General features: G+C 61.1%; 27 protein-coding genes. 7 read left to right on the top strand and 20 right to left on the bottom strand.

Annotated elements, in window-relative coordinates:
• Positions 1-119: 119 nt before the first annotated feature.
• The 4 genes from ABVQ20_RS06760 to ABVQ20_RS06745 form a co-directional block, all read right to left on the bottom strand.
• Positions 120-731: a LysE family translocator gene (locus ABVQ20_RS06760; protein WP_354458766.1), complete on the bottom strand. Its 612-nt coding sequence runs from the start codon at positions 729-731 to the stop codon at positions 120-122.
• On the bottom strand, positions 728-1,009 hold the full coding sequence (locus ABVQ20_RS06755) for a DUF4031 domain-containing protein (RefSeq protein ID WP_354458765.1): 282 nt from the start codon (positions 1,007-1,009) through the stop codon (positions 728-730). Before ABVQ20_RS06755 ends, ABVQ20_RS06760 begins: the two co-directional genes overlap by 4 nt.
• A gap of 54 nt (positions 1,010-1,063) precedes the next feature.
• Complete coding sequence (locus ABVQ20_RS06750) at positions 1,064-2,356, bottom strand: hypothetical protein (protein WP_354458764.1); 1,293 nt, start codon at positions 2,354-2,356, stop codon at positions 1,064-1,066.
• A 135-nt stretch (positions 2,357-2,491) separates the two neighbouring features.
• Complete coding sequence (locus ABVQ20_RS06745) at positions 2,492-3,322, bottom strand: cell envelope integrity EipB family protein (protein ID WP_354458763.1); 831 nt, start codon at positions 3,320-3,322, stop codon at positions 2,492-2,494.
• A gap of 139 nt (positions 3,323-3,461) precedes the next feature.
• On the opposite strand from ABVQ20_RS06745, the gene ABVQ20_RS06740 reads away from it, so the two are divergent.
• From ABVQ20_RS06740 to ABVQ20_RS06725, 4 genes are all read left to right on the top strand, one after another.
• Entirely contained in the window at positions 3,462-3,926 is a 465-nt protein-coding gene (locus ABVQ20_RS06740) for a RidA family protein (RefSeq protein ID WP_354458762.1), read from the top strand.
• A gap of 14 nt (positions 3,927-3,940) precedes the next feature.
• Complete coding sequence (locus ABVQ20_RS06735; RefSeq protein ID WP_354458761.1) at positions 3,941-4,669, top strand: glycerophosphodiester phosphodiesterase; 729 nt, start codon at positions 3,941-3,943, stop codon at positions 4,667-4,669.
• 57 nt (positions 4,670-4,726) lie between these two features.
• The gene (locus ABVQ20_RS06730) at positions 4,727-5,950 is read left to right on the top strand and encodes a GNAT family N-acetyltransferase (RefSeq protein ID WP_354458760.1); all 1,224 of its coding nucleotides are present in this window, start codon (positions 4,727-4,729) and stop codon (positions 5,948-5,950) included.
• A gap of 193 nt (positions 5,951-6,143) precedes the next feature.
• Positions 6,144-6,575 carry an HIT family protein gene (locus ABVQ20_RS06725; protein WP_354458759.1) on the top strand — a complete coding sequence of 144 codons (432 nt, stop codon included), beginning with the start codon at positions 6,144-6,146 and terminating at the stop codon, positions 6,573-6,575.
• A 27-nt stretch (positions 6,576-6,602) separates the two neighbouring features.
• Here ABVQ20_RS06725 and ABVQ20_RS06720 read toward each other — a convergent pair whose 3' ends face one another.
• From ABVQ20_RS06720 to ABVQ20_RS06705, 4 genes are all read right to left on the bottom strand, one after another.
• The gene (locus tag ABVQ20_RS06720) at positions 6,603-7,634 is read right to left on the bottom strand and encodes a phosphatase PAP2 family protein (protein WP_354458758.1); all 1,032 of its coding nucleotides are present in this window, start codon (positions 7,632-7,634) and stop codon (positions 6,603-6,605) included.
• 213 nt (positions 7,635-7,847) lie between these two features.
• Positions 7,848-10,316, bottom strand: a complete 2,469-nt coding sequence (clpA, locus tag ABVQ20_RS06715) for an ATP-dependent Clp protease ATP-binding subunit ClpA (protein ID WP_354458757.1) — start codon at positions 10,314-10,316, stop codon at positions 7,848-7,850.
• Between the two features lie 6 nt (positions 10,317-10,322).
• The gene (clpS, locus tag ABVQ20_RS06710; protein WP_027051901.1) at positions 10,323-10,652 is read right to left on the bottom strand and encodes an ATP-dependent Clp protease adapter ClpS; all 330 of its coding nucleotides are present in this window, start codon (positions 10,650-10,652) and stop codon (positions 10,323-10,325) included.
• Between the two features lie 277 nt (positions 10,653-10,929).
• Positions 10,930-11,259: a phasin family protein gene (locus ABVQ20_RS06705; RefSeq protein ID WP_227347185.1), complete on the bottom strand. Its 330-nt coding sequence runs from the start codon at positions 11,257-11,259 to the stop codon at positions 10,930-10,932.
• Between the two features lie 289 nt (positions 11,260-11,548).
• On the opposite strand from ABVQ20_RS06705, the gene ABVQ20_RS06700 reads away from it, so the two are divergent.
• A complete protein-coding gene (locus tag ABVQ20_RS06700; protein WP_354458756.1) occupies positions 11,549-12,982 on the top strand; it encodes a D-alanyl-D-alanine carboxypeptidase in 1,434 nt (477 codons plus the stop codon).
• 47 nt (positions 12,983-13,029) lie between these two features.
• On the opposite strand, the gene ABVQ20_RS06695 is transcribed toward ABVQ20_RS06700, so the two are convergent.
• From ABVQ20_RS06695 to ABVQ20_RS06680, 4 genes are all read right to left on the bottom strand, one after another.
• Positions 13,030-13,728 (bottom strand): DnaJ domain-containing protein, encoded by a 699-nt coding sequence (locus tag ABVQ20_RS06695; RefSeq protein ID WP_354458755.1) that lies wholly within the window; start codon positions 13,726-13,728, stop codon positions 13,030-13,032.
• Positions 13,728-14,459, bottom strand: a complete 732-nt coding sequence (locus tag ABVQ20_RS06690) for a VWA domain-containing protein (protein ID WP_354458754.1) — start codon at positions 14,457-14,459, stop codon at positions 13,728-13,730. Before ABVQ20_RS06690 ends, ABVQ20_RS06695 begins: the two co-directional genes overlap by 1 nt.
• A gap of 102 nt (positions 14,460-14,561) precedes the next feature.
• Positions 14,562-14,999 carry a DUF1489 family protein gene (locus tag ABVQ20_RS06685; RefSeq protein ID WP_354458753.1) on the bottom strand — a complete coding sequence of 146 codons (438 nt, stop codon included), beginning with the start codon at positions 14,997-14,999 and terminating at the stop codon, positions 14,562-14,564.
• 85 nt (positions 15,000-15,084) lie between these two features.
• Positions 15,085-16,488: an L-serine ammonia-lyase gene (locus tag ABVQ20_RS06680; RefSeq protein ID WP_354458752.1), complete on the bottom strand. Its 1,404-nt coding sequence runs from the start codon at positions 16,486-16,488 to the stop codon at positions 15,085-15,087.
• Positions 16,489-16,721: 233 nt separating this feature from the next.
• On the opposite strand from ABVQ20_RS06680, the gene ABVQ20_RS06675 reads away from it, so the two are divergent.
• Entirely contained in the window at positions 16,722-17,417 is a 696-nt protein-coding gene (locus ABVQ20_RS06675) for a cysteine hydrolase family protein (RefSeq protein ID WP_435528411.1), read from the top strand.
• 27 nt (positions 17,418-17,444) lie between these two features.
• On the opposite strand, the gene ABVQ20_RS06670 is transcribed toward ABVQ20_RS06675, so the two are convergent.
• The 6 genes from ABVQ20_RS06670 to ABVQ20_RS06645 form a co-directional block, all read right to left on the bottom strand.
• Positions 17,445-18,248, bottom strand: a complete 804-nt coding sequence (locus ABVQ20_RS06670; RefSeq protein ID WP_354458750.1) for a YdcF family protein — start codon at positions 18,246-18,248, stop codon at positions 17,445-17,447.
• A gap of 26 nt (positions 18,249-18,274) precedes the next feature.
• Entirely contained in the window at positions 18,275-19,840 is a 1,566-nt protein-coding gene (locus tag ABVQ20_RS06665; RefSeq protein ID WP_354458749.1) for an amidase, read from the bottom strand.
• Complete coding sequence (locus ABVQ20_RS06660; RefSeq protein ID WP_354458748.1) at positions 19,840-20,298, bottom strand: GNAT family N-acetyltransferase; 459 nt, start codon at positions 20,296-20,298, stop codon at positions 19,840-19,842. The genes ABVQ20_RS06665 and ABVQ20_RS06660 overlap by 1 nt, the downstream gene beginning before the upstream one ends.
• 6 nt (positions 20,299-20,304) lie before the next feature.
• Positions 20,305-20,592 carry an Asp-tRNA(Asn)/Glu-tRNA(Gln) amidotransferase subunit GatC gene (gene gatC / locus ABVQ20_RS06655; protein WP_354458747.1) on the bottom strand — a complete coding sequence of 96 codons (288 nt, stop codon included), beginning with the start codon at positions 20,590-20,592 and terminating at the stop codon, positions 20,305-20,307.
• Positions 20,593-20,665: 73 nt separating this feature from the next.
• Positions 20,666-21,523: a radical SAM protein gene (locus ABVQ20_RS06650; RefSeq protein ID WP_354458746.1), complete on the bottom strand. Its 858-nt coding sequence runs from the start codon at positions 21,521-21,523 to the stop codon at positions 20,666-20,668.
• 120 nt (positions 21,524-21,643) lie between these two features.
• Entirely contained in the window at positions 21,644-22,351 is a 708-nt protein-coding gene (locus tag ABVQ20_RS06645; protein WP_354458745.1) for a metal-dependent hydrolase, read from the bottom strand.
• Positions 22,352-22,469: 118 nt separating this feature from the next.
• Here ABVQ20_RS06645 and ruvX point away from each other — a divergent pair, with 118 nt between their 5' ends.
• Complete coding sequence (gene ruvX, locus ABVQ20_RS06640) at positions 22,470-22,976, top strand: Holliday junction resolvase RuvX (protein WP_354458744.1); 507 nt, start codon at positions 22,470-22,472, stop codon at positions 22,974-22,976.
• Here the strand turns inward: ruvX and ABVQ20_RS06635 are convergent.
• A complete protein-coding gene (locus tag ABVQ20_RS06635) occupies positions 22,894-23,235 on the bottom strand; it encodes a DUF6105 family protein (RefSeq protein ID WP_354458743.1) in 342 nt (113 codons plus the stop codon). The genes ruvX and ABVQ20_RS06635 overlap by 83 nt on opposite strands.
• Positions 23,235-23,789 (bottom strand): hypothetical protein, encoded by a 555-nt coding sequence (locus tag ABVQ20_RS06630; RefSeq protein ID WP_354458742.1) that lies wholly within the window; start codon positions 23,787-23,789, stop codon positions 23,235-23,237. The genes ABVQ20_RS06635 and ABVQ20_RS06630 overlap by 1 nt, the downstream gene beginning before the upstream one ends.
• Positions 23,790-23,878 lie beyond the last annotated feature (89 nt).

Genomic DNA, 23,878 nt, shown 5'->3' with positions numbered 1-23,878 from the left:
GAACGCCACCGGAGGTCTCAGCCGGATTTCTCCCGGGCAGACACCAAAGTCCGTGTGTGGAATGAGCGCGCATATAGAGGGGAAGTCCGACAAACGCAAGCGGGGCGGCGCTTTAACGCCTAGCGTGCGGCAATCAGCGCTCCGGTGCCGATCATGGCGCTGCCGGCGAACCTGTTCATCAGCCGCATGCGCCTCGGCGTCTTGAACCAGTTGGAAGCCCGACCCGCAAGCGCGGCGTAAAGGCTCATGGTCAAGATATTGACGCTGATCACCACGGCGACCACCAGCAGCCCGTCGGCGAAGGTCAGGGTGTTGAGGTTCAGGATCAGCGGCATGATCGAGGCGTGAAACAGGATCGCCTTCGGGTTGCCCAGCGCAATGGATGCGCCGAGGAAAAACGATCGCGACAATTTCGCCTGCGGTGTCTGCGATTCGGCCGATTGACTGGCGGCGGCGCGCCACATCCTGACGCCGAGAAAAACCAGATAGGCCGCGCCCGCATATTTCAACAGGTGAAAAACCCACTCGAAAGTCTGGGCCAGCGCCACCAGTCCAAGCAGCGCCAGGGTGACCAGCACCGCATCGCCGGCGGCGACGCCAATTCCGGCCATGAACGCCCTGACGAACCCGCGCGAAACGCCATTGGTAATGACCGCGAACATTGCCGGGCCAGGTGTGGCCGCGGCAACGGTGATCGCTGCGCAGTAGGCCAGAAATGCGGTCAGCGTCATGGCCGGTTCCCCTTCCCGTTGGGCACCCTCACCCGCCTGAAGATCTCGACGATCTCCTCGCGGCTGCATTCGATCGCGCCAAGCCTCACAGCGCGATCACGTTCGAAGCCGGTTATGTCATAGTGTGGCGCCGATGTCTTCGGCGGCCCTTGATATGACGAGCGCTTGACGCCGAGCTCTCCGGCAAAGCGGTGCAACTCGTCGGTCTCGTCGGCCATCAGGTGACACCAGCGATGACCGGCCCATTTCCAGATCGCCGCGTCGACATAGACAGCCATGAAGCTTGCCGCACTCCCCGTCTCGCCAGATGAAACCGTGGCCAGTCGTATGAACTAACGATGATAGAAGGGATTCGGATAGGAAATGAAGCCTCCGGCAGCCTCAAGCTCGGTCACGATGCCTGTTACGGCTTCCTGCATCCGTCGGCGCAACTCAACAAGAGCATCATCGATCGAGCCATCATAAGCATGCAATCCCAAGGGCTCGGGGACCCGGATATGGGCACAGCGCGGCCCAGCCGGCTGCGGCGCGAAATGGTTGAGCGTGTCGCGAAGCGTGCCCTTGCAATAGTCGTTGCGGATACGTTTCAGATGCTCCGCCACCTCCTCTTGCGTGGTCAGCGGCTTGGCCCATGCCCACGGCCCGACGCGCTGGAGCCGCTGGATCGTTTCCATCAGCTTGCGAACCCGCTTCTGACCGTCATCAGCGTTTTCCTTCAGCCAGCGCCGCGACCGACGCAGCAATTCAGAGAAGTCGACGGAGTTGGCATCGACGGATATCTCCTGCCCAAGGCGGCGGCCCAATTCGAGCACGAGGTCGTGCTGGCGTTCCGCATAGGAGGCATGCTGATCAGACGGGACGCCGTACGCGGACGCGTCGCGCGAAAGCAGGGTTGTATAGATATGATGGATACGCTCCGGCAGCGTATCGGCGGCAATGCGTTCGATTTTCAGGCTTCGCTCGACATGGCTGCATTCTCGCGCCAACGCAGACCCAACGTCTTTTGTGAAGGTCAGCTTCCAGACGACGGGAGCAATCCAGGCCTTGAAATGCTGATCGCTTTCACGGCCGCGCTTCAGGGCGTCCAGCCCCATCTCTACCGCTCCCGGCAGCAATGGCGCGACAAAATTGCCATGCCAGCCGACGCCGCCTTCGGGGTGCAGCAGCACGCCATGGCCTTTCATCGCCCAGTCGACGGAGTACTCCTTGGCCGCCCCGCTGTTACCGGGTATCTGCGCGATCAGATTGTTGGCCAACCAGAATTTCTGCATCATCCGGCCAAGGCCGTTGACGACGCCATTCGTTGCCCAGGACGCGGTGAGCGGGCTGACCCGCGACACAACCTCCTTGTCGATCATCCAGTCCGTGAAGAACTCGGGATGATTGGGCGTGATGAACGTCGCCTTACCTTCTCCGCAGGCGGCCTTCAGTCGCCGCTGTTCCCCAATGGGAAAATCGAAATGACGGACATTGGCAATGCCACGCAAGCCGGCCAGGCGATTGAATGGCAACAGGTCGCGAAACCCGGGAACGCCGCGCAGCATGACGATCCGGTTGACCACTGTCATGATCTTGATCAGCGCCGAATTGGGTCGCGGCGCCACGAACACATCGATCCTGCCCAACCTGCTCCCCCCTCTGAGATCGCGCACAACGTGCGATACGGAGGGAAAGGTGAGAGCCAATTGCGGCGTGTTCAAGTCACGGAGCACGGCAAGCCCGCGCCGTGGTTAATCAGACGATGATTGGATATGGAGAAGCTATTTCACCGGGCAAGGCTTCGTCTGATCGAACAGCGATAGATTCACCAGCTTGCCGGTCATCGAGAAATCGCCGTAGTCCATGACGAGATCGCGCGTGATGCCGTTTTCATGCAGCTTGAAGCTGATCCGGTATTCCGGCACCTCTTCGCCAGTCTTGGCGGTATCATCGAAATAGGCGATGTCCACCGGCCAGTATTTGTCGGTGGAAAGCTTCGCCAAAGCCGGCGCCTCCGGGTCGGTCTTGTCGGCTTCGGTCTTCTTGCCGACGATGACCGTGGTGGTCATCACCTTGTTGGCATCCTCCGAACCGTCGAACAAATTGGTTTCGTAAAAATTCTCGCCCTTCTCGGCCTTGCCGATCAGTTCGACCAGATGCTGGGTCGGAAACTGGGTGGCGGCCAGTTCCATGCTGCTCTTTTCGGGCTTGTCGATGTCGACTTTCAGCCCTTTCGCATCCTTCGTCGCGGTGCCTCTGACCTCCTTGTCGAGGTTCTGGTCGACAAAGGACTTTGTCACGAATGAGAAGGTCTTGCCTTCGGCATCCTCGAAAGTGGTCGTCTGCTGATCGGTCAACCTTGTGTTTTCGTTGGTGACGATCTGGGTCACGAAGCGAAATTTCACCGTATAGCCTTCACAGGCCGAACCATTGAACTCATAGACCATGCGCCCGGTGATGCCAGTGATGCCGGAGCGGTCGGACGCCTTGTTCAGTGAAAGGTCATAGACGGCACGATGCGCTTGCAGCGCCGGTGCGGCGAAAGCGGGCCCCATCGACAAAGCCGCCGACAGCAGGATGGCGGGGAATACGAGGCGGCGCGTTGCGCGCATGAGGTGCTCCGATCATCGTGGCTGATGGCAGCCCGCGGGGAAAGATGGTCCAGCTTAAAAAAAGTCGTGGCGGAAGCGAGGCAAAAATAGCAATTTCGGCCCCGGCCAAAGCCGCGAGATCAAGCAATAGGGAAATACCATGAGCGAAACAATCGAAAAGCGGCTAAGCGATCTGGGCGTGACGCTTCCCGTCGCGGCGGCACCTGCCGCTAACTACGTGCCCTATTGCCAGACCGGCAATCTGCTGTTCACCGCCGGGCAGTTGCCGCTCAAGGACGGCAAGCTCCAGGCCACCGGCCTGCTCGGCCGCGACGTCGACACAGCAACCGGCAAGGAAGCGGCAAAATACTGCGCGATCAACATATTGGCACAGGCCAAGGCCGCGCTTGGCGACCTCGAGAAGATTCGTCGGCTGGTCAAGATCACCGTTTTCGTCGCTTCGACCGCTGATTTTGTCGAGCAGCATCTGGTTGCGAACGGTGCCTCCGATTTTCTCGTGGCCGCACTCGGTGAGTGTGGCAAACATGCACGCTCCGCAGTCGGCACGGCCTCCCTGCCGCTTAATGCCGCAGTGGAAATCGAAGCGATCTTCGAAATCGAATGAGCCTGGGAACGACCATGACAGATCTATCCTGGCTGATTGCCCGGCCCGTCGCTCATCGCGGTTTTCACGATATGAACAAGACGCGCTGGGAGAACACGCTTTCAGCCTTCGCCGCGGCAGCCGAGCGTGGCTATGCCATCGAATGCGACGTGCATCTCTCGTCGGATGGCGTTCCCGTCATCATTCACGACGACGACTTGCGAAGGCTGACCGGCGTTGATGGCTTTGTCTGGCAACGGACCGCGGCGGAGCTTACCGCGCTCAAGGTCGGCGGCACATCGGATCACGTGCCGACGCTGCAGGAAGCTCTAGATCTGGTCGATGGCCGCGTACCGATGGTCATCGAGTTGAAGGGAATTCCTGGCCGCGACGACGGCCTCGTGGCGCGCGTCGGCAAGATGCTGAAGCGCTACAAGGGCAAGGCGGCGATCATGTCGTTTGATCACTGGCTGCTTCGCGATTTCCCCAAACACGCGCCTGGCATTCCCGCGGGGTTGACCGCCTACGGCAAAGACAACCATTTGATCGAGGGGCATTTCGCCATGCTGGCGCACGACATTGCCTTTACGTCCTACGCGGCCGGCGACCTGCCGAACGCCTTCGTCAGTTTCGTTCGCGAAAAGCTCAAGATGCCGGTGATCACCTGGACGGTGCATGATCAGCCGGCGATCGACCTGACGTTCAAATATGCCGACCAGATGACGTTCGAAGGATTCGAGCCCGACGTTGCCAAAGTGGTATGACGTGAGCTTGCCTGAAACGTGACTTGTAGCGGCTCGGATGGAGCTTAAATAAGCCTCATGGATCAAGGCGACGACGGCGACAGGCAAACGGCGAACGCGGAGTATGCGATCCGCGTCGCCGCGGGTATCGGCGCATTCACCCTTGACGAATGGAACAGTTTCGGCGGCACCACGCGCGATGATGCGGACAATTCCTATAACCCGCTCGTTTCATTTGCTTTCTTGAGTGCGCTCGAGGACTCTGGTTGTGCCGTCCGGCGCACTGGCTGGCAGGGCCATCACCTGAGGCTCGAAACCGCCGAGGGCAAGCTGCTGGGGGCCATTCCCAGCTACCTGAAATCGCACAGCCAGGGCGAATATGTGTTCGATCATGGCTGGTCGGATGCGTTTGAGCGGGCCGGCGGCCGTTACTATCCAAAACTGCAATGCGCGGTGCCGTTTACGCCGGTGACCGGCCCTCGCCTGCTGGTGAGCAAGGGCGAGGACAGCAACACCGTCAAGGCCGGCCTGGCCGCTGGGCTGAAGGCGGTGACGGAAAAGCTCGGCGTGTCCTCGGCACACGTCACTTTCGCGCAGGAAGCCGACGTCGCCACGCTGGAGGCCGCGGGGTTCCTGCACCGCACCGACCAGCAGTTTCATTTCTTCAACGAAGGGTTTTCGACCTACGACGACTTCCTCGCCACGCTAGCATCACGCAAGCGCAAGGCCATGAAGAAGGAGCGGCGCGAGGCACTCGCCCCCGGCATCTCGATCGACTGGCTGACTGGCAAGGATCTCACCGAAAAGGCCTGGGACGACTTCTTCGCCTTCTACACGGACACCGGCAGCCGCAAATGGGGGCGCCCTTACCTCAATCGCGAGTTCTTCTCGCTGATCGGCGAGCGCATGGCCGACGACATCCTGCTGGTGATGGCCAGGCGCAACGGCCGGTATATTGCAGGCGCCATCAATTTCATCGGTTCCGACGCACTCTATGGGCGGAATTGGGGCTGCATCGAAGATCACCCCTTCCTGCATTTCGAGGTCTGCTACCATCAGGCCATCGATTTCGCCATCGACCGCAAACTGAAGGTGGTCGAAGCGGGCGCGCAAGGTGAACACAAGCTCGCCCGCGGCTACCGGCCGGTGACCATGCACTCGGCGCACTACATCGCCCATCCCGGCTTACGCAACGCCGTGGCCGATTATCTGAGGCGTGAGCGGCGTGAAGTGGAACGCATGGGCGAATATCTTGAAGAGCACACCCCGTTCCGCAAATCGGACCCGACAGGCGAGGAGTGAACTCCTCTAAGGGGTTGTTTCAATGGACGGAGTGCCGTCCCAACTCTCCACTTCGCGCCTCACACCTCTCGGGCTGGCCAGCTAGCCTCGTGTTGCCCTCGTCGAAGCAGGCGCGGTTGATCTCGCCTGATCGTCTTGCCGCCCATAAGAGGCTTCGCTACATCGGATACTGAGCCACAATCCGGAGCACGTCATGGCCGAGACCCCTTACGACCCACAGAACATCTTCGCCAAGATCCTGCGCGGTGAAATCCCGTCGCACCGCGTCTACGAGGATGAGTCCGTGGTGGCGTTCATGGACGTCATGCCACAGGGACCAGGCCACACACTGGTCGTCCCCAAGGCGCCGTCACGCAACCTTCTGGATGCCGACCCGGCAACGCTGGGGCCCCTCTTCACGGTTGTTCAGAAAGTGGCGCTGGCGGTCAAGAAGGCATTTGGCGCCGATGGCGCCACCGTCTTGCAGTTCAACGAGCCGGCCTCGGGGCAGACCGTCTATCATCTCCATGTCCACGTCATCCCGCGCTTTGAAGGCATCGCGCTGAGGCCGCATACCGGCAATATGGAAAAGCCTGAGGTGCTCGCCGAGAACGCGGACAAGATACGCAGGGCGCTGGTTGGTTGATGGCTAATCAACGCAATCAAGGGTGTCTCAGGCGACGGTTGCTTCCGGACATGCATTCACAGCCTTGCCTGACGCAAGCTTGAGCGTGACGCGTTCCTGCGCCTCGAAGACCAGAACCCCCAGCCTCCAAGAGGCGATAGTAATCAAGATTCCGCCAAGGACGTCCATCAGATTGTGCCCGCCATGGATGAGTATCGCCGGCAGCAGCGCGACATTGATGAGAACCAGTGCCAGGCGCATGGGCCAATATGGCCAAACTGCGATCAGCGAGATCAATGCCATAGCCGTATGGAACGAAGGAAATCCCACAAGTCCCGCCGTTTTCAGGCCGGAGATATCCTTTACACCTTCAACGAGCAGACGATTCAATTCAGCGCCATAAGCGGAATTGACTATCGGTCGAACGACGCGATCAACCTCCGGCGCCAGGGTCCAGTAAGCGGAGGCTCCGCTGGATGGAAACAGCGCCCAGCAAAAAATGGTGGCCAGCGACGCAAACACTGTCCCAAGTGCTGCCGCATGCAGTCGCCGTCGATCATTTGCTATGCCAAGAAAGAAAAAAGCAAACAGGATTTGGGCCAGCGTCAAGGTGTAGATCTGCCTAAGGATATCCGAGAGGTGCGGGTATTGTGCAATCCACGCACAGGCGCTCGGCCAGGAATAGCCAAGCCAGGAATCCATCCAAACCAGAGTGGCGTCGATAGGCGCCGAGGGCCGTGGCAACAGCAATAGATTGAGAAGTGAAGCAGGTATCGAATAGGCAACGAACAACGCCAGAATATGGGTGGTGATCGCAATCCGTTCGGCCTTGCGGACATGCCGATAGAATTGGCCAATAGCGATCATGACAACGGCGAAGCCGACGGAGAAACTGTACCCGCCAAGCGCCACAACGACGCCTTTCTCCCAAACCAGGAACAGGCAAACGCCAGTCAGCGCCAAAGCGACCGTCAAAATCGTTCGTTCTGCAGGTAAGAAGACCATCGCCGAAAAATGCCCAAGGGAGGTTAATTCGGCGTGAAAGCAGGGCATCGACAAAGAGAAGGCCGTCCTGGCCAAAACAACCCCACCTATTCGAAAAGTGGATTGGAGCGTTGCTCGAATACGGTCGGGCGCGATATCCGACTGAAGCCGCTGGCGGATTGCGTTTGCGCGCGCTTTAGAAGCGACGTGCCGACCTCCAGGTCATGGAGGCCGGGCTGATGTGCTGCCTCCCCATTGTCGCAATGAAAAAAGCCCCGTCTCCGGGGCTTTTTTTGCCTGTTGGTACAATCAGTTCTTTCTGGGCAGTTGCGGCACGAGGCTGCGCTTGCCGCCATCCTTGCCCTTGGGCTCCGGCTTCTGCGCTACCACCTTTTTGGCGGCGGGCTTTTTCGCCACGGCCTTCTTCGGCTTCGGTCCGTCCTCCGGTTCTTCCTTCTTCGGCTTCACCGGAGCCTCGTCAGCCAGCGACTCGAGCTTCAGACCGGTCTCGCCGGTTTCCTTCTTCTCGACGGTGACACGCACCGTGCCGCCCTTCTTGAGCTTGCCGAACAGAACCTCGTCGGCCAGCGGCTTCTTGATGTGCTCCTGGATGACGCGACCGAGCGGCCGCGCACCCATGCGCTCGTCATAGCCCTTGTCGGCCAGCCAAGCGATTGCATCCGGCGACAGGTCGAAGGTGACGCCACGTTCCGAGAGCTGAGCCTCGAGCTGCATGACGAACTTCTGCACCACCTGGTGGATGACCGGCACCGGCAACGAGCCGAACGGAATGATCGCATCGAGACGGTTGCGGAACTCCGGCGTGAACAGCCGGTTGATCGCCTCGACATCGTCGCCTTCGCGCTTCGTCGAGCCGAAACCGATCGCCGCGCGCTGCGCATCGGAAGCGCCCGCATTGGTGGTCATGATCAGGATGACATTGCGGAAGTCGATCTGCTTGCCGTTATGGTCGGTCAGCTTGCCGTGGTCCATCACCTGCAACAGGATGTTGAACAGATCCGGATGCGCTTTCTCGACTTCGTCCAGCAGCAGCACGCAGTGCGGATGCTGGTCGACGCCGTCCGTCAAAAGACCGCCCTGGTCGAAGCCGACATAGCCGGGAGGCGCGCCGATCAGCCGCGAGACGGTGTGACGCTCCATGTATTCGGACATGTCGAAGCGGATCAGCTCGACGCCAAGCGACGCCGCGAGCTGCTTTGCCACTTCCGTCTTGCCGACGCCGGTTGGCCCGGAGAACAGGTAGGAGCCGATCGGCTTCTCCGGTTCGCGCAGGCCGGCACGCGCCAGCTTGATGGCCGAGGTCAGCGCGGTGATCGCGGTATCCTGGCCATAGACGACACGCTTCAGCTCGACTTCGAGACCTTGCAGAACCTGCTCGTCATCGGCGGAAACCGTCTTCGGCGGGATACGCGCCATGGTGGCGATCGTCGCTTCGATCTCCCTGATGCCGATAACCTTCTTGCGCTTGCCCTCCGGCACCAGCATCTGCGAGGCACCGGTCTCGTCGATGACGTCGATCGCCTTGTCCGGCAGCTTGCGGTCGTTGATGTAGCGCGCCGACAGTTCCACCGAGGCCTTGATCGCCTCATTGGTGAACTTCACCTTGTGGAATTCCTCATAATAGGGCTTCAGACCCTTCATGATCTCGATGGCGTCCTCGATGGTCGGCTCGTTGACGTCGATTTTCTGGAAGCGCCGCACCAGAGCGCGGTCCTTCTCGAAGAACTGGCGGAATTCCTTGTAGGTGGTCGAGCCGATGCAGCGGATCGCACCGGAAGACAGAGCCGGCTTCAGCAGGTTCGATGCATCCATGGCGCCGCCTGAGGTAGCCCCTGCCCCGATCACCGTGTGGATCTCGTCGATGAACAGCACGGCACCCGGATAATCCTCGAGTTCTTTCACGACCTGCTTCAGCCGTTCCTCGAAATCGCCGCGATAACGCGTGCCGGCCAGCAGCGTGCCCATGTCGAGCGCGAAGATGGTGGCGTTGTGCAGCACTTCGGGAACATCGCCCTCGACGATGCGCTTGGCGAGGCCCTCGGCGATCGCCGTCTTGCCCACGCCGGGATCACCGACATAGAGCGGGTTGTTCTTGGAGCGGCGGCACAGCACCTGGATGGTGCGGTTGATCTCGGACTCGCGGCCGATCAGCGGGTCGATCTTGCCGGCCTTGGCCTTGTTGTTGAGGTTGACGCAATAAGCCGTCAGCGCGTCCTGCTGCTGCTTCTTCTTGCCGCCTTCCTCTTGCGGCTCGGCGCCGTTCTGGCCGCCCTGCTCGTCATCGGCACCACGCGGCGAGCGTGTCTCCGACGCGCCGGGGCGCTTGGCGATGCCATGCGAGATGTAGTTGACCGCGTCGTAGCGGGTCATCTGCTGTTCCTGCAGGAAATAGGCGGCATGGCTCTCGCGCTCGGCGAAGATCGCTACGAGCACGTTGGCGCCGGACACTTCCTCGCGGCCGGATGACTGCACGTGGATCACCGCGCGCTGGATGACGCGCTGGAAACCGGCGGTCGGCTTGGAATCCTCGTCGTAACCGGTGACCAGGTTGTCCAGTTCGGTATCGATATAGGTCAGAACAGTGTGCTTGAGTTCATCGAGATCGACGTTGCAGGCACGCATGACGGCGGCCGCCTCGGTGTCGTCGATGAGCGCGAGCAGCAGATGCTCCAGGGTTGCGTATTCATGGTGCCGCTCATTGGCGAGCGTCAGCGCTTGGTGAAGCGCCTTTTCCAGGCCTTGGGAGAAAGCCGGCATGTTACCTCACTTCTTCTCCATCACGCATTGCAGCGGATGCTGATTCTGTCGGGCGAAATCCATGACCTGGGACACTTTGGTCTCGGCCACCTCGAATGTATAGACCCCGCACTCGCCCACTCCATGATTGTGGACATGAAGCATGATGCGTGTGGCGGCTTCGCGGTCCTTCTGGAAAAAACGCTCCAGCACGTGAACCACGAATTCCATGGGCGTGTAGTCGTCGTTGAGGATGAGGACCCGATAAAGGCTAGGCTTCTTGGTCTTGGTTTTGGTGCGCGTGATGACGGCGGTGCCACGCCCGGCTTCATTGCCGTCGCCGCTGCCGTTCTGCATACGCGCCACATGTCTCGTGGCAGTCAAACCAATCGTCACGTATTCCTGCCTCTTTCGAATCCCCATGCGAGATCGACATGTAGGTGTTCGATGAACGATTTTAAGCCCTTCTGTTTAGCTGACAATATGGCTAGGTGGCCAAACTTGGCCGATTTTCGCAATCGTGAAGGGGAGATGAGCCCCCGGCGTGAAATTGACATGAAAAAACCCGGCCGCGCGATGGCGACCGGGTTCGTATTCAGGCCGGAATAGGCCGATGTCACATTGCTGAAGGAATTTACTTCGCCTTGGCGACGATCGATTCGAAGGGCTTGTAGGCTTCCTTGGCGAGTTCGGCGTAGAGGTCGCCGATCTTGGTGGCCTCGGCGACGAACGCCTCGTAGGACTGCTTGGCGTAGTCGGACTGGATTTCGATCGCCTTGTCCAGCGACTTGGCGGAAAGAATCTTCTCGACAACTGCGCTGCCGGCTTCGAAGCTCTTCTTGGTGTATTCGCCGGCCTCGGTGGCGATGGCCTGCGCACCCTTGGAAAGCGAAGCGAAGCTCTTCAGTCCGGTGTCGGCGAACTCTTTGCCGTATTTGCTGAAATCTTCGTAGGTCTGGGTCATTTCCTGATTCCCTTGACGGTTGCCTGAGATGCGCCCTGATCGGGCTGCTTTGTGCAATGCACTTAATATATTGTGCATCGCACAAAAAGTCAACATTCCAACGGAGCAGAGCCTCTGGTCCGCCCGGCAATGCCTAAGATTCGAATAAAGAGAGGTTCAAGCCCGAAGAAAATGGTGAACGCGGCGGTTACCATAAACGGATTGGTAACGCTGCCCGCGTAGTTTGACCTGAAGCGAGGCAGGACCCTTTGCCGCCTCCAATGCAACGAAAAATTCAAGGGAACTACCAGTGCGTCAGGCGTTGTCGGGCATCTTCTCCAAATCCGCGTCCTCCTTCAAAACGATCATGGTCGTCGCCCTGGCGATATCATTCGTTGTTGCGGATGCCACGTCGTCCCTGGCGGCTAGGTCAGCGGCCATCGTTGTCGACGCCAAGACCGGCAAGGTGCTGTATTCGGCGGACGCCGACGGGCGGCGTTATCCCGCCTCGCTCACCAAGATGATGACGCTTTACCTGACGTTTGAAGCCCTGGCGAAGGGCAAGGTCGGCAAGAACTCGCCAGTCGTTTTTTCGGCCAAGGCGTCCGGCGAAGCGCCGACGAAACTCGGTGTGAAGCCCGGCGGTTCGGTCACGGTCGAAACCGCGATCCTCTCGATGGTCACCAAGTCGGCCAACGACTCGGCGACCGCGCTGGGCGAAATGCTCGGCGGCAACGAAACCACTTTCGCCCGCATGATGACCGCCAAGGCCCGGCAGCTTGGCATGAACGGCACGGTCTTCCGCAATGCCAACGGCTTGCCCGATCCGGGTCAGTTCACCACCGCGCGCGACATGGCCACGCTCGGCATCGCGCTCAGGGAGCATTTCCCCCAATATTACAGCTATTTCTCGCAGCGATCCTTTCTCTACGGACGCCAGCGCATCAACGGCCATAACCGCCTGCTGGGACGCATCAAGGGCGTCGACGGCATCAAGACCGGCTATACACGGGCATCCGGCTTCAATCTTGTCTCCTCTGTTGCCGATGGCGATCGCCGCATCGTGGCCGTGGTCATGGGGGGAACATCGGGCGGTAGCCGCGACAACGAGATGGCGCATCTGATCACCACCTACCTGCCGAGAGCATCGACGCGCGGCGACGGCATGCTGGTCGCCAAGGCCACCGGCGACAATCCGATCAAGGCCTTGGCAAAGGTGCTCCTGCCCAAGCACGATGCGCCAACGCCCGACGACAAGCCTATGGCAGTGGCTAGCGCCGATGCGGCCGACGCCGTAGCCGACGACGCGACAGTTGCTCAGAATGATGACAACGCCGACGATAATGCCGCGGTCGAAGAAACCAAACAGGTTGTTCCCACCAAGAAAGTGAAGACAGTCATCGTCTCGGCGCCAAAGGTCGCGACGGCGCAGGTTGTGGCTGCCTATGCTTCTGAACCCACTCCCGCTGTCGATCCGGTCAACACCGCGTCGGTGCCGTCGGGCTGGGCCATCCAGGTCGCTTCCTCGCCGAAGCAGTCCGAGGCACAGGCCTTCCTCGACAAGACAACCAAGCAGGCGCCTTCGGTGCTCGCCAACGCTTCGGGTTTCACCGCTGCCTTCGAGAAGGACGGCACGACCTATTACCGCGCACGGTTCGGCGGCTTCGGGTCGAAGGATGCCGCGTGGAAAGCCTGCACCGCTTTGAAGAAGAAGAAAATCGAGTGCTACGCCGTCCAGCAATAGGGCGGCGTGGAAGTCATCTCCCGGAAAAAGTTCTGCGTTGAAGGAGACTAGTTGTGATTGGAGAGCAAGACGTCCTTGGCTTCGTTAATCCGCGCCGCCAGGAAAGACGTGCCGCCGATATCGGGGTGCAGGCGCTGCATCAGGCGGCGGTGCGCCTTGCGGACATCCGCCGCGGCGGCCCCCGCTTCAAGACCAAGGACCTTGTAGGCCTCCTCCTTAGTCATGGCGCCAGAACTTGGCGCAACACCCAGCCCTTCGCGACCGTTCGTGTCAGCGTTTTTGCGCCAGACGGGAAATCTGCCGTCAAGATACGTCTCTAGCAATTGCCGGCTCTCCGGATCGCCGGAGAGTTCAAGATAGAGCTGCTGCAATTCCGCAAGGGCCATCGCGCCAAGCATCTTGCCTTCATGGTGGCCGGCCAGCACGAGGCCCTCCAGGCCGCCAGTGTCGTGATCGAGTTCCATTTCAAGCGCGGCGGTACGCACCGTCGAACGCTTGCCCGGCGCCAATCTCGCCGCGGGCCTGCCCATGCGCATGGAGCCGTACCAAGCGGCTGCCGCCAGCAGCATCGCGCCGCCAATGCCTTCGCGCCCCACCAGAAGCACCGCGCCGCCGAAGACAGCCAGCAGTGCCGGCCCTAGCGTTTTCAACCCACCCGCGAGTGCGGCCGGGTCAGCGCGCAGGAAAACTGTGGCGAAGCCGAAAAGCACCAGCAGCAATGCAACGATTGCAATGATTGCGCCCATTATGTCCCGCCGCCCCGCAGATGCTCGATCATCAGCCGGTCTTCCGGCCTGTCCCTGGCCTCCAGCGCCTCCAATCCGCCAGTCGCAAACACGGCAACCGCTGAAAGCAGCCCGGCCAGGGTCGCGGCGGACCGTCGATCGAATCGAAACCATGCCCCTTTGGACAACCGCGCAATGTCCTTGAATACCTTCTCTGCGCCAGAATCATGGCCTTCCTGAAAGACGAACACAGGAACGCCGAGCAGACCGAGCTTGCCAGCCTTCTCGGCAATGTCGCCGGCATCCTCCTCCATTGCATCGCCGATATAAACCAGCGCATTGACCTTGGCCGATGCCGCCTGTTTCAGCGTATGGGTGAGAATCTTGCCGATCTGGGTGTGGCCGCTGCGGCAATCGATCCGCGTCATCAACTGCTTGAGCGTATCCGTGTTGGAGACGAAGGCGGACGAGCGGCATTCGCCAAGGCCACGGAAATAGACCAGCTGGACGCTGAGCGCTCCAGCCTTGCCGGCGGCATCGAACATCTCGCCCTGCAATGCGCAGGCGAGATCCCATGTTGGCTGCCGGCTCATCGTCGCGTCGAGTGAGAGAATCAGCCTGCCGGTACCATTGCCGGCCGTGGCCAAGGCTCTCGCCTGACGCACGAACGCTTCGATCTCGCCCGCGTCGGAACGCGGTTTGGTCGGCGCGGCGTTAACCCTCTTGGATATCGGCTGGCTCTTGTCACTCATGAAATTCAAGATGTGGCGTTGTCGCGTCGCTTGCAAGTCCAGCATGACGCAACATGAGGGCCAGACCGGTTGCGGGCAAACTCCTGCTGGCCGCATTGCGAGCTAGAGCAGGCCGAGATCGGCAAGCTCGCGGCGCAGTTTCGGCGGCATCTCGGCCAGCCCGGCGTTGCCCTGGCCGAGATCGAGCGGCGCATCGGACGGCTTCAGGTAGCGCCATCCCTGGAAAGCGCGGCGCGGCTGCCAGTCAGTGCGCACAACCTGCGGATCGAAAATGAGGTGGCAGCGGCCTATGCCCTCGTCATCGGTAAAGGGGCGGATATCGGTGATCAGCTGGCGGCACTGGACGTTGCCCTTGATCACCCAGTAGAGCGATCCGCCATCGATGATTTCCGCAGCGCGCGTCGGCACCATGCGCGTGGTGTGGTACTGCTCCACCGGCTCGCCGGCACGCCGCCGTTCATCGAGGCGGAAGGCGATCCACTCCTCAAGATCCTCGACACTGTCGCAACCGACGCAGAGTTTTATGAGGTTGAGAGACATCGCCCAAGCTTTAGTCTCGCGAGCGAAGCCGTCAACGGCCTGACGGGGTTCTCCACAGTGCCAGTCACAGGACTTGCATTGGCGCTCAGCACTCCACGACGTTGACGGCGAGCCCGCCAAGGCTGGTTTCCTTGTATTTCTCGTTCATGTCGAGGCCGGTCTGGCGCATCGTCTCGATCGCCGCGTCGAGCGGCACGAAATGAATGCCGTCGCCCTTGATGGCGAGCGAAGCGGCGGTCACCGCCTTGACCGCGCCGAGCGCATTGCGCTCGATGCAGGGCACCTGCACCAGCCCGCCGACCGGATCGCAGGTCATGCCGAGATGATGTTCCAAGGCGATCTCGGCGGCATTCTCGACCTGCTCCGGCGTGCCGCCCATGACGGCACACAAACCGGCCGCCGCCATCGCCGATGCGGAACCCACCTCGCCCTGGCAGCCGACTTCGGCACCGGAGATCGAGGCATTGGTCTTGATGATGCCGCCAACGGCGGCAGCTGTCAGCAGGAAATCGCGGATGCTGGGCTGGTCGGCCTCGGGATGGAAATGCAGCCAGTAGCGCAGCACAGACGGCAGCGTACCTGCTGCACCATTCGTCGGCGCGGTGACGACACGTCCTCCGGCGGCGTTCTCCTCATTGACCGCCATAGCGTAGATCGACAGCCAGTCATTGGCGAGCAACGGGTTGGGTTTGTTCTGCTGCCACTGCTCCTGCAGCTTGTCATGCAGCATGCGCGCCCGGCGGCGCACCTTCAGGCCACCCGGCATGATACCGTCCTGCGACAGGCCGCGGTCAATGCAGCCCTTCATGGCGCTCCAGATTCCGTCGAGGCCGGCGTCGAGTTCCTCGCGCGACATCTGCGTTTCCTCGTTGACGCGCTTCATGTCGGCGATGGAAAGCCCGCTCTTGCCCGCCATCGCCAGCATCTCGACCGCGTTCTTGAACGGGTACGGAACCTTCTTGCCTTCGGTCGTCACCGACCCCTTGGCCTTCATCCGCTGCAATTCTTCCTCGGAAACCACGAAGCCGCCGCCGATCGAATAATAGATGCGCTTGAGCAGCAACCGGTCGCCAGCATCATAGGCATAAAACGCCATGCCATTGGCGTGGCCGGTGAGCGGCGTCTTGCGGTCAAGGACAAGATCCGTGGCCGGATCAAAGCGATAGGACGGATGGCCGGGCGGCGAAATCCGCTTGTCGGCGGCAATGCGTGCCGCAATGCCGTCGGCCTGGTCGGGATCGACCGTCTGCGGTGTTAGGCCGGCGAGGCCAAGCGCAACGGCGCGGTCGCTACCGTGGCCAATGCCTGTATAGGCGAGCGAGCCATGCAGGCTGGCGCCGACGCGATCCACCTTGACGCCAGCGGGGCGCGGCCAGTCACCATTGAGGATTTCGTCCAGGAAACGGGCGGCAGCCGTCATCGGCCCCATAGTGTGGGAACTCGACGGGCCGATGCCGATCTTGAACAGGTCGAAAACCGAAAGGAACACGCGCGGCTGTCTCCGGGAGTCATATCAAGGACTACATATAGGAATTCCCGCAATGTTTCCGCTGTTTTGAAAATCGCGGCGCAGCGCCCGCCGACCTTGTTTGGTCCTGCAGCGACATTGTTCGCAGGACCACAAGCGGCCATTGACGATGCCGACACGCCGCTTCACAAAAGCCGTGAGAGAACAGGTATTACCCATTGGCGCGTATTGCCGATGTCGCGGAGGAGGAAGCCATGCTGACGATAACTGCCAGGCCGGAATCGCTCAGTCTCACGCCCGCCCGGACAGCCATCGTGGTTGTGGATATGCAAAATGCCTTTGCCTCGAAGGGCGGCATGTTCGATCTGGCCGGAATAGACATATCCGGAGCGGCTACCGCTATCGACGCCAACAAGCGCCTCCTCACGGCGGCCCGTCGCGCCGGCGTCGCCGTGGTCTACCTGCAAATGTCCTACAAGCCCGACCTCAGCGACGGCGGAGACCCTTCATCTCCGAACTATCACAAGGAACTGGGGAGGGTCATGATGCGCGAGCGGCCGGAGCTTCACGGCCGGCTTCTGATAGACAACAGCTGGGACTGGCAGATCGTCGATGAGTTGAAGCCTGAACCGGACGACCTGGTCATTCGAAAATCCCGCTACAGCGGATTTTGCAACACCGATCTCGAAGCGTCCCTGCGGGCTCGCGACATCAGTCACCTGCTCTTCACAGGGGTCGCGACGAACATCTGCGTCGACGCGACCGCGCGCGATGCTTACTCGCGGGAATTCTGGCCGATCCTGATCGAGGACGCGATGAACCATTCCGGGCCGGACTTCAATCGCCAGTCAACGCTGTGGAATTTCGAACACGCTTTGGGGTGGGTTACCAAGACTGAGTTTGTCCTCGACGCCCTGCGCGCGGAAGCAGTCGTGCCGCTGCCCACCTGATCGCAGCCGCCGCACCGACGGGGCTTGTCAACCAATGTCACCTGGGCCCGGAAAGGGCTCGTCGATACGACCCGACAGCCAATAGGCGAAAAGGCCGATCCATTCGCGGATCGCCATGGTCGTGGCCTGCAGCGAATCGGCGGCATTGTCCCGGAACAAGCCGACGCCTTCCCGACCGGAGGTGCGGTAGTCGACCGGCCACGGAACCGTCGCAAAGCCGGCTTTGTCGAACAAGGCTTTGGCACGAGGCATATGGAAGGCGGAGGTCACCAGCAGCCAGGTCTCTCCTGGTTTCGGTGCCACCATCTGACGGGTGAAGACGGCATTCTCGTAGGTGTTGCGGGATCTGCTCTCGAGGATCAGCCGATCGGCTGATACCCCCAGGGCGCCGAGCAGGCGGGGCGCCGTGGTCGCATCGCCCTCGCCGTCCAGGATCAGTTCGCCACTGCCGCCGGACACGACAATCTTCGCCTCGGGGAAGCGCCGCGCCAGCACAGCCGTCTCGACCATGCGGTCGCCGCCGGCGTTCAACTCGTAGCCGCCCCGCACCAGGTTGATGGCGCCCTCGAAGCCGCCGCCGAGCACGACGATTCCATCGACCTTTTCGGGCAATGATGCGCGCGGAAAGCGCTGCTCCAGCGGGTTCAGCATCAGCGCGCCAAGCGACGTCCAGGCCGACAGCGCTAGGACCAGAAAGGCCAGCACACTGCCGGTGACTGCCAATCGCCGTCGGCCAAACGTGACCGCGACCATCCCCGCCAGGAGCAGAAAGATCGACAGGTTCAGTGGCTGGATGAAGAACCAGAAGATCTTGGAAAGGTGGAAGAACATCCCCTCGCCTCGTCAGCTTCGGGAGCCTACCACCACTTCTCCGGCTGGAACGTCCCCGCCGCCTGCTCGATGACCTGAGCGGTTTGGAACAGCGTTTCCTCATCGAAAGGCCGGCCGATGATCTGAAGCCCAAGCGGCAAGCCCTTGGGATCGAGCCCGGCGGGCACGGAGATGCCGGGCAGGCCTGCCATGTTCACGGTCACCGTGAAAATATCGTTGAGATACATTTTCACCGGATCCGATGCCATGTCCTCGTCAGCGACGCCAAATGCCGCCGACGGCGTCGCCGGGGTCAGGATGACATCGACACCGGCGGCGAACACATTCTCGAAATCACGCTTGATCAGGTTCCGCACCTTCTGTGCCTGCAGATAGTAGGCGTCGTAATAGCCGGCCGACAGCACATAGGTGCCGATCATGATACGGCGCTTGACCTCGCGGCCGAAACCGGCGGCGCGGGTCTTCTCGTACATGTCGACGATGTCCTTGCCGGGCACGCGCAATCCATAGCGGACGCCGTCGTAGCGGGCGAGGTTTGACGAGGCTTCCGCAGGCGCCACGATGTAGTAGGCCGGCAGTGCGTATTTCGTATGTGGAAGCGAAATATCGACGATCTCGGCGCCGGCGTCCTTCAGCCAGGCAATGCCCTTCTGCCACAGCGCCTCGATCTCTTCGGGCATGCCGTCGACACGGTATTCCTTGGGAATGCCGACCTTCATGCCCCTGATCGGCTTGCCGATCGCAGCCTCATAGTCCGGCACCGGCCGGTCGACCGAAGTGGTGTCCTTCGAATCGACTGAAGCCATCGACTTGAGCATGATCGCCGCGTCGCGCACGTCGCGTGCGATCGGCCCGGCCTGGTCGAGCGACGAGGCGAAGGCGACGATGCCCCAGCGCGAGCAGCGGCCATAGGTCGGCTTGATGCCAACCGTGCCGGTAAAGGCGGCGGGCTGGCGGATCGAACCGCCGGTGTCGGTGGCGGTGGCGCCGGCGCACAGGAAGGCGGAGACCGCCGAAGCCGAGCCGCCGGACGAACCACCGGGAACCAGTTGCGCATTGTCCAGCGTGCGCGTGGTCTTTGTGCCGCCCGCCGAGACGAAGCCGCCATCGCCCTGATGCGTGACCGGCATCACCACCGTGTCCGTGCGCGAACGCCGCCACGGATTGATGACAGGGCCATAGTAGGATGTCTCGTTGGACGAGCCCATGGCGAACTCGTCCATGTTGAGCTTGCCCAGCATGACCGCACCGTCGGCCCAGAGATTGGCGGTGACGGTCGATTCATAACGCGGCTTGAAACCGTCGAGAACGTGGCTACAGGCCTGGGTGTGGACACCTTCGGTGCCGAACAGATCCTTGATCCCGAGCGGAATGCCCTCCAGGGCGCCGCCCTCGCCCTTGGCGAGCTTCGCGTCGGATGCCCTGGCCATGTCGCGGGCCTTGTCACCGGTCACCGCGACATAGGCATTGAGCGCAGGGTTGGCGCGATCGATCGCCGCCAGATACGCCTCGGTGATCTCGGTCGCGGTGATTTCCTTGGCACGCAGCTTGGCGCGGGCCTGCGAAATCGTCAGATGGGTCAGGTCGCTCATCAGGCAAGACTCTTTTCGTAAAACACCGACCACTCGGAATCGGGATAATCCAGCACCGGTCCGCAGCGCGAAAAGCCGGCGCGTTCGTAGACGGTCCACGCAGCAGGGTGGCGATCGCCGGTTTCCAGCACCAGGCGCTTCAGACCTTCGTCACGCGCCAGCGCCTCGACGCGCTCCACGATCCGCGCGCCTATCTTCTGGCCGCGATGCGAAGGCCGCGTGTACATGCGCTTCACCTCGCCCACGACGTCATCATGCCGCTTCAACGCGCCACAGCCAATGGCAAGTCCATTGTCGCGAGCGATGAAAACGGTCGTGTCTTTGTCAGCCATCTGCTCGACGGTCATGTGACAGCAGTGCTCCGGCGGCGTCAGTTCGAGCAGCGTGGCGTTGAGTTCGTTCACCAACCCGCGCACATCATCCTGCAGCGGCGTTTCGATGGCGATCTCGATTGCCACCGCGGCCTACTCCACCACCTTGGGAACCAGGAAGAAATTCTCTTCCGTCGCCGGCGCGTTGGCAACGATGTCGGCAGCCTTGCCGCCGTCGGTGACAACGTCCTGGCGCTTCTTCATCTCCATCGGCGTGACCGATGTCATCGGTTCGACACCGGAGACGTCGACCTCGTTCAATTGCTCGACGAAGCCCAGAATGGCGTTCAATTCGCCGGTCATGCGCTCCGCGTCCTCCTCGCTCACCGCGATGCGGGCGAGACGCGCGACGCGCTTCACTGTCTGAAGATCAACGGACATGTTTCTGCCTCTGGAAAACCAAGTGGCGCTATAGCGGCGCGGCGCGTGCCGCGCAACTGCATCGTGCGACAGCCTACGCCGAAGTGCTAGCCCGGCTTTTAGGCTGGCGCAGCGGAACGGGCAATTCGAACAGCCGCTCGCTGCCCGGACACATGCCGCATGCCGCCTCGTCCTCCAGCGCGGCAAAGGTTCGCAATTCGGCGTCGGAGCAGCCGGGCTCCAGCGGCCGATAACCCAGATAGGCGTTCCATTTTTCGGAGAGGCGGTATCTGGCCTTCTGCATCGGCAGATAGGCCAGCGGAGCGCATTTCCAGATGCGCCCGTCATACAGCTGCTTGCAGTGGCGGGCTGGGCAGATCTCCCAACTGGCCCGTGGGTCACCATCCTCGAATGGCAGCATGCCGTCGCCAAAACCGGTGTAGCGCCGCGTCCATTGCTTGTGCGACGGTCGAATCCTGGCGACAAAACCGTGGTCTCGCCGCCATCTCTCCAGCAAGTCGAAGACCGGTTTCAGCCGTTCGCGATATTCATCGGAATCGTGATGGATGGAAACGAACAGGCAGGCATCGGGATCCGCGGCCAGGACAGCGGGCAGTGTCGGATGGCGGTGCAGGAAGAAGCCGTTGCTGACGATCTCGATTTGGGTTTTCGGCCAATGCCGCCGCACCAGCCCGACGAATTCAGGCAATTGCGGATGGATGGTGGGTTCACCGCCCAGCAGGGAGAAGCACGTGACGGAGACGCGCTGGCTCCACAGTGCCATCCAGCGGTCGGCGTCTTCGAGAGAAACGATACCGGCGTGCGCGTGGTTGGAGTAATGCGAGCAGCTTTCGCACGACAGGTTGCAGCCATGCGCAACATGCAGTTCGAGCCGTTGGAATACGGGCCGCTGTCTACGGAAGAACGACGCTACTCGTTTGATAGTCCCCATGAAAACGAAGCTAGCACGCCGATTTGATCAGCGCATCGTCTTCGCCATGGCAATTTCAAACCCATGGCGACACACACGGAGTGTCCCTCGAATCCATGGTTTTCTTCTACTTTGTCCGTCTCAGATGATGATCGTCTCGCCGATCTTCGGCAAAGCCACCTTGGCGCCCGATCCGTCCATGCCGGCCACGAACTTTTCGGCGGTGGGATCGATCATCGGAAACGTGCCGAAATGGCAGGGAATGACCGTGTCGAACTTCAAGAAGCGCCGGCAGGCGAGCGCTGCCACCGCGCCGCCCATGGTAAACCGGTCCCCGATCGGCACGATGCCGATCTTGGGTTCGTGCAGTTCGTTGATGAGCGCCATGTCGGAAAAGATGTCCGTGTCGCCCATGTGGTAGAGCGTCTCGTCCTCCGGAAAATGCAGGACAAGCCCACCCGGGTTGCCGAGATAGACATTCTTGCCACCCTCTTCGCCAAACGAGGATGAGTGCAGCGCCTGGACGAAAGTCGTGGTGAAAGCGCCGCAGTCAACTGTGCCGCCAATATTGCCGGGATTGATCTTCTGGCCGTTGACGCCCTTGCCGACCAGGTACATGCAGATCTCGAAATTGGCGACGAGCTGGGCGCCACTCTTGTTGAGCACTTCCACCGCGCCGCTGATGTGATCGCTGTGGCCGTGGGTCAGCAGGACATGCGTGATCCCTTCCGCCGGTTCTTCCCAGCCGCCCGTCCACGATGGATTGCCGATCAGATAGGGATCGATGAGGATTTTCGCCCCAGCGGTTTCGATGCGGAATGCGGAATGGCCATACCAGGTGAGCTTCATGAAGACGTCCTCGATTTTTGCTGGGCTAGAGGATAGAACGCCAGCGACGCAAATCAATGACATCCATTATCTTTGCCCGTTCGAATGCGGGCGCGGCGTCGCAGTCGAGGGAAAGCCGTTGAGCATCATCACGATCGAGGAATTGCCGGCACGGCTCGGCGGTGGCAAGACCTTGGCCGGTCTTGATCTGGGCGACAAGACGATCGGCGTTGCGATTTCAGACCGGGGCTTCTCCTTTGCCCATCCACGCCCGGTGATCATGCGCAAGAAGTTCTCCTTGGATGCCGCGGTGTTGCTCGATGTGCTTCACAAGGAGAATGCCGGCGCCATCGTGCTTGGCCTGCCCATCAACATGGACGGATCGGAAGGCCCCCGCGCCCAGAAATCCCGCGCCTTTGTGCGCAACATGGCTGGCATGACCGACCTGCCATTCGTTCTGTGGGATGAGCGGCTGTCGACGGTCGCGGCCGAAAGGACGCTGATCGAGATGGATTTTTCACGCAGGAAACGCGCCGGCAAGATCGATTCGGCGGCGGCTGCCTTTATCCTGCAGGGTGTTCTCGACCGCCTTCAGTCGCTTGATGCAGCCGCTCGGACGGAACTGGGCCCGCCCACTGCCTCTTGACCCAACCGGCAATGTTGCGCCGGCGGCGGAACGCCCACAGCGCCATCAGCAACAACCCGTCGAAAATGCACGCCCTGGCGACCATGCCGGGGATGATTGCGGGGTCGATACCCAGCATCTGCCCATAGAGCTGGAACACCAGATCATGCAGTTGCCGGCTCAACATGACATAGCCGAAATTGATGTCGTTGAGCGACAGGAAGAACCACCCCCAGAACAAAATGAGGGGGGCCGCCCACAGCGCGAACAAATAGCGCATCAGCGACCATCCTTCCGGTTCGTGTCCGGTCGACCGGAAATTCGGGAGAGCAAGGAGGCATGCGCCGCGCCCTTCGCCATCACATGCGCCGCGCGGGTTTCGCCCTTGCCTGGAACAGTGGCCGGAGATGCCGCACGCCGCTCGGCGAGCATGGCGACATAGGACGCCAGAAGCGCCGCCATCTGGATGGCGATGACCATGAACAGCCCATTGATGCCTTGCGCGGCGCCGCCCACCAGAATCACCGACAGCAAGCCGAAGGCCGAGATGAATGCGATCCTCATGACGCTGTCAGCGGCATCGAGACTTATCGTGCTGATCAATGTTTCGAGAAATGCCCAGCAAAACAACACGGCAACCACCATCAGAGCGGTCGCGAGCGGCGCCACGACGACCGCGTTCTCGAGATCGGCCAGGCCGGGGCTCAGTGTGGTGACACCCAGCATGCCGAGCGCGGCCGAGACGCCACGGCTCCCATCGATGCAGATGAACGCCAGCAAGGCGAAAACAAGCGCCCAGTGCAAAGCCAAAAGAGAGGTCAATACGTGACGCATGCCGTTCCTGCCTCGGTATCCTGAGACAGTGGGCTTTGCGGCTCGCCACTGCAATCTAAACCATTTGTTAAGGTTAACGGCAATTCACA

The organism is Mesorhizobium shangrilense, from assembly GCF_040537815.1.
In the GTDB taxonomy this organism is placed as follows: domain Bacteria; phylum Pseudomonadota; class Alphaproteobacteria; order Rhizobiales; family Rhizobiaceae; genus Mesorhizobium; species Mesorhizobium shangrilense.
Note: the sequence above shows the minus strand (reverse complement) of the source record. Positions and strands in the feature narration are given on the sequence as shown.